This is a genomic window from Actinomycetota bacterium (assembly GCA_035536535.1).
Classification (GTDB): Bacteria; Actinomycetota; JAICYB01; order JAICYB01; family JAICYB01; genus DATLNZ01.
In genome coordinates this window covers 1-4,986 of record DATLNZ010000195.1, presented here as the reverse complement: position 1 = coordinate 4,986, position 4,986 = coordinate 1, and the positions used below count along the sequence as shown (strand labels likewise).

Genomic DNA, 4,986 nt, shown 5'->3' with positions numbered 1-4,986 from the left:
GGGACGTCGGTGGAGGTCGAGGTCATGAGCATCCTGCAGATGTCCACCGGCCGGATGCTGTTCGCGCGGCGGGTCGGCGAGCAGGCAGCCGACCGGTCCGGCCAGGCGGGGACGGGCGGCGCCGCGGCCGGCACGTGAGCGCCGTCGCTCTGTTGCTCGCGGGCGGGGCTGGACGCAGGCTGGGGGCCGGCGTCGCCAAGGCGTTTGTGCCGCTGGCGGGGCGTCCGATGCTGACCTACTCGCTGGAGTCGCTGGCAACGGTCGGTCGCGTCACGCGCGTGGTGGTCGCGGTCCCGGAGGGGCTGGCGGAAACCGCACTTCGGCTGGCCGCGGAGGCCGGTGTCGGCGAAGCGAGGGTCGTGGCCGGGGGCCCCAGCCGCCGGGAGTCTGCGCTGCTGGCGCTGGCGGAGGTGGGAGACGCGGACTCGGTGGTGGTGCATGACGCTGCCCGGCCGTTGTGCCGCCCGAGCCTGTTCGAGGTTTGCCTGAATGCGCTGCAGGATGCCGACGGAGCCGTTGTGTGCGCGCCGGTCACCGACACGATCAAGAAAGTGGGACCCGGCGGCTTTATCTCCGAGACCCACTCCCGCGCAGGCCTGTGGTCGGCGCAGACGCCCCAGACCTTTCGTCTGGACGTGTACCGCCGGGCGCACGAGAAAGCGGTGCGGGACGGGTTCGACGCCACCGACTGCTCGGCCATGGTGGAGCGGCTGGGCGCGCGCGTGAGGGTCATCCCCGGCGACCCTGACAACATCAAGATCACGGCCCCCGTGGACATCGCCCTGGCGGAGCGGTTGCTGGAGCGGGATCCGACGCCATGAGGGCGGGAATCGGCTTCGACGTCCACCGCTATGACGCCGGACGCCCGCTGGTGCTCGGCGGGGTCGAGCTCGCCGGGTGCCCGGGGTTGTCCGGACACTCCGACGCCGACGTGCTGTCCCACGCGATAGCAGACGCTCTGCTGGGGGCCGCCTGTCTCGGGGACCTCGGCACCCACTTTCCGGACACCGACGACCGCTGGAAGGACATTGGGGGGACGGCTCTTCTTCGCAACGTCCGCGACATCCTGGCGGAGGCGCGGATGCGGCCGGTGAACGTGGACGCCACCCTGCTGCTGGAGGAGCCGAAGATCGCGCCGCATGCACCGGCGATGAGGCGCAACATCGCCGCGGCGCTCGGACTGCGGACCGGCGAGGTGAGCGTCAAGGCCACCACGGCGGAGGGACTCGGGACCGTCGGCCGCCGCGAGGGTGCCGCCTGCATGGCCGTGGCCATGGTCGAGTCCACGACCGTCGCCTAGCCTCCGCCCGGAAGCCGCACAATGGCGTTATGCATGACATCCACCTGACCGACACCCTGTCCGGGCGCAAGGCCCGCTTTGAGCCGGTCGTCCCCGGACGAGTCGGGATCTACCTGTGCGGGCCCACGGTCTACGACGTTCCCCACGTGGGACATGCCCGGGCCGCGGTGGCCTTCGACGTCCTCAGGAGGCACCTGCATTGGCGTGGGCTCGAGGTCGTGTTCGTCCGCAACGTCACCGACGTTGACGACAGGATCATCGCCACGTCCAACCAGACGGGACTCGACGCCATGGCCGTGGCCGAGAAGTTCACGCGCGCCTACGACGACGCGATGACTTCGCTGTGCGTGCTGCCCCCGGACATCGCTCCCCGGGCCACAGGACACCTGCTCGAGATGCAGGAGATGATCGCCCAGCTCATCGACTCCGGGGTCGCCTATGCCGTGGACGGCAACGTCTGGTTCTCGGTGGAGTCAGCGGAGGGCTACGGAAAGCTTTCGCGCCGGTCGTTGGACGATCTGCGCGCTGGGGAGCGCGTCGAGCCCGACCCCGGCAAGCGCAATCCTCTGGACTTCAGCCTGTGGAAGGCGGCGAAGCCGGGTGAGCCTTCGTGGCCGTCTCCGTGGGGGCCGGGGCGCCCGGGCTGGCACATCGAGTGCTCGGCAATGGCGGTGCGTTACCTCGGCATGCCGTTCGACATTCACGCCGGCGGGATCGACCTCATCTTTCCGCACCACGAAAACGAGATAGCGCAGGCGGAGTCCGCCGTCGGGCGCGAGCCGTTCGCGCGCTGGTGGCTTCACAACGGGCACGTCCAGATATCCGGCGAGAAGATGTCCAAGTCGCTCAAAAACTACGTCCGGGTGGACGACGTCCTGCAGGACTATCCGCCGCAGGTCCTGCGCCTGTTTTACCTGTCGGCGCACTACCGCTCGCCGATCGCCTATTCCCCGGACGGCCTCGACGAGGCGCAGTCGGTGTGGGACCGCTTTCGCGGCTTTCTGCGTACCGGACCCGCCGGGACGGGTGCCACCGCAGCGCTGGACCGCTTTGGCGCGGCCATGGACGACGACCTGAACACCCCCGAGGCGATAGCGGCCCTTCACGCGATCGTGACGGAGGGCAACAGGGCCCTCGAGTCAGGCGACGCCGGGGCGGCAAGCGGGCTTCGCGGTGCACTCACGGAGGGGCTCGGGGTGCTCGGGTGCGGGACCGAGAACCGGACCGACGCCACGAATGTCATCGGACCGCTGGTGGAGCTGCTGCTGGAGCAGCGGGAGCGGGCCCGGCAGGCCAGGGACTTCGCCGCGGCGGACGCCATCCGAAGCCGGCTGGACGAGATCGGGGTGCAGGTCGAGGACTCAGCCGAAGGACCCCGCTGGTACCTGAGGTGAGCAACGTCCAGGTCGAGGGCCGGCGTCCGGTGATCGAGGCGCTGAGGTCCGGGCGCGGCGTACGCGAGGTCCTGCTGGCCGAGGGGGTCCAGCCATCGGCGGCGGTGCGCGAGATTCGCGAGCTCGCGTCGTCCGAAGGGGTTCCGCTGAGGGTCGTACCCAGGCGCGAGATCGACTCCCTGTCGCGCTCGCAGAACCCCCAGGGGGTCCTGGCGTTCGTGGCCCCACGGCCCGCCGAGAGCCTTGAAGATGTGGTCCAGGCCGCCGAAAGGGCGGGACAGGCGCCGCTGCTGGTGGCTCTGGACGGTGTCACCGACCCCCACAACGTCGGCGCACTGGCGCGTTCCGCCGAAGCGGCGGGTGCCCACGGACTGCTTTTGCCGTCCCGCCGCTCCGCCGGCGTCACCCCCACCGTGGAGAAGGCAGCGGCGGGGGCGCTGGCGTGGCTTCCGGTCGTGACGGTGGACAACCTGTCCAGGACCATCGAGTGGCTCAAGTCGGCCGGAATCTGGACCGTGGCCCTGGACGGCGAGGCTCCGGGCTCGCTGTACGACCTGAACCTGGCCTGCGACCCCCTCTGTTTGGTCGTGGGGGCCGAGGGGCCGGGAGTCTCCCGTTTGGTCGCACAGCGCTGTGACCTGCGGGTCCACATCCCGCTGCGGGGCCGCGTGGGCAGCCTCAACGCCTCGGTGGCCGGGGGGGTGGCGCTGTTCGAGGTCGCCCGCAGGCGTTCGGGTGGCAGTTGAATCGGGGCGAAATTGGTGCGACGGCCACCCGGCTGGGGGACGTTTCAGTATTCACCAGGGCGGGTAAACGCCTTGACAAGGGGTTTGAGGAAACACCTGCGGGCAGGGCATAGCCCGCAAGGGGCACACCGTTGAGCCATGGGGACTTGACCATTTCGGTCTAGTCCCCTACAGTGGCTTCACGCACGAACCACCGCTCCACGTTCCAGTTTTCTTCGTAGCCAAGGAGAGCGGGAGTATGCCCCTAACAGCAGCGGCCAGAAAGCGGCTCGTCTCAGAATCGTTGGCTCCAAAGGCCGACCTGATCGACGACCAGCTCGTTGATTTGGCTCGCGAGGGGGATTCGGATGCGCTCGACATCCTGCTTCAGCGGTACACGTCGTACGCGCGGAGCAAAGCAAAGACCTACTTCCTCATCGGCGCCGACCGTGAGGACATCATCCAGGAGGGGATGATCGGCCTTTTCAAGGCCATCCGCGACTTTGACGCCTCCAAGACCGTATCGTTTCGCTCTTTCGCCGAGCTGTGCATCACCCGGCAGATCATCACGGCGATCAAGGGAGCGACTCGACACAAGCACGCTCCTCTGAACTCCTACGTCTCCCTGCAGCGGCCTGTGTCGTCGGAGGACGAGGGCGAGCGGCAGCTGGTGGACTTTCTGGCCTCGGCCCGGATAGTCGACCCGGTGGAGCTAGTGGTGGCGGAGGACGAGGTCGCGCAGATCCGCGCGTTCCTCGCCGAGATCCTGTCGGACCTTGAGGTCGAGGTGCTCAACCTGTACCTAGAAGGCCGGTCCTACCAGGAGATCGCGGTGGGGCTGCAGCGGCAGGCGAAGTCGATCGACAACGCTCTGCAGCGGATCAAGCGCAAGCTGGAGCAGTTCCTCGAGATGCGCGAGCAGGAGGCCGAGCAGTCGGTTCTGCGGGTAGCGCCCTTTACGCCCCCGGTTCCGGGCATGCTGAGCACCGCTCCGGCACCCAGGCTCAAGGTGGTCCCACCCTCTGCCCCCAAGGTGGAGAGCGACCTGAGGTCCAGCCTGAAGACCGCGGTTGCCAGCGCCGCCCGCAAGGGCGCCAAGGTGGCCCAGGCCACCGGCAAGCGCCGCGGCCGTCCGCCGAAGAGTCGGTAGGGATTCAACTTCTGGGCCGGCCCCAAGGGGCCGGCCCTTTTGTTTTGCCCTTCGCGGGTCGGGCAAAGGGTCCGTTCCGCATGGCCCCCTCGCGCAATCCTTCGAAGTCCGCACGCACCATCGCCGGCCGCTTTGTCTCCGATGGTGCTGATGCCGCACGCCCGGTCGTGGTGGTCCACGGACTCGGGTTGTCCAGCCGGTACATGGAGCGGTTCAGCCGGGCGCTGGTCGGCGTCGGTCCCGTTTACGCCGTGGACCTGCCGGGGTTCGGGCGTAGCTTCCGTCCGGAGCAGCCGCTGGACGTGCCGGGCCTGGCCGACGCCCTTGTTGCGTGGATGCGGGGGGCCGGCATCGGTCCGGCGGTCCTGGTCGGAAACTCCCTGGGGTCCCAGGTCGTGCTGGACGTAGCAGTCCGTT

The 4,986-nt window shown here is 68.9% G+C and carries 5 protein-coding genes and 1 pseudogene; all 6 read left to right on the top strand.

Features of this window, described 5'->3' with window-relative positions; genetic code table 11:
- Positions 1-134: 134 nt before the first annotated feature.
- On the top strand, positions 135-821 hold the full coding sequence (gene ispD, locus VNE62_12900; GenBank protein ID HVE93177.1) for a 2-C-methyl-D-erythritol 4-phosphate cytidylyltransferase: 687 nt from the start codon (positions 135-137) through the stop codon (positions 819-821).
- Positions 818-1,300 carry a 2-C-methyl-D-erythritol 2,4-cyclodiphosphate synthase gene (gene ispF / locus VNE62_12895; GenBank protein ID HVE93176.1) on the top strand — a complete coding sequence of 161 codons (483 nt, stop codon included), beginning with the start codon at positions 818-820 and terminating at the stop codon, positions 1,298-1,300. The genes ispD and ispF overlap by 4 nt, the downstream gene beginning before the upstream one ends.
- Positions 1,301-1,329: 29 nt before the next feature.
- Entirely contained in the window at positions 1,330-2,694 is a 1,365-nt protein-coding gene (gene cysS / locus VNE62_12890; GenBank protein ID HVE93175.1) for a cysteine--tRNA ligase, read from the top strand.
- The gene (rlmB, locus tag VNE62_12885; protein ID HVE93174.1) at positions 2,691-3,440 is read left to right on the top strand and encodes a 23S rRNA (guanosine(2251)-2'-O)-methyltransferase RlmB; all 750 of its coding nucleotides are present in this window, start codon (positions 2,691-2,693) and stop codon (positions 3,438-3,440) included. The genes cysS and rlmB overlap by 4 nt, the downstream gene beginning before the upstream one ends.
- Positions 3,441-3,678: 238 nt before the next feature.
- Positions 3,679-4,338 (top strand): annotated as a pseudogene (gene sigH / locus VNE62_12880) (RNA polymerase sporulation sigma factor SigH).
- A 311-nt stretch (positions 4,339-4,649) separates the two neighbouring features.
- The coding region (locus VNE62_12875) for an alpha/beta fold hydrolase (protein ID HVE93173.1) at positions 4,650-4,986 on the top strand (337 nt) is incomplete at its 3' end.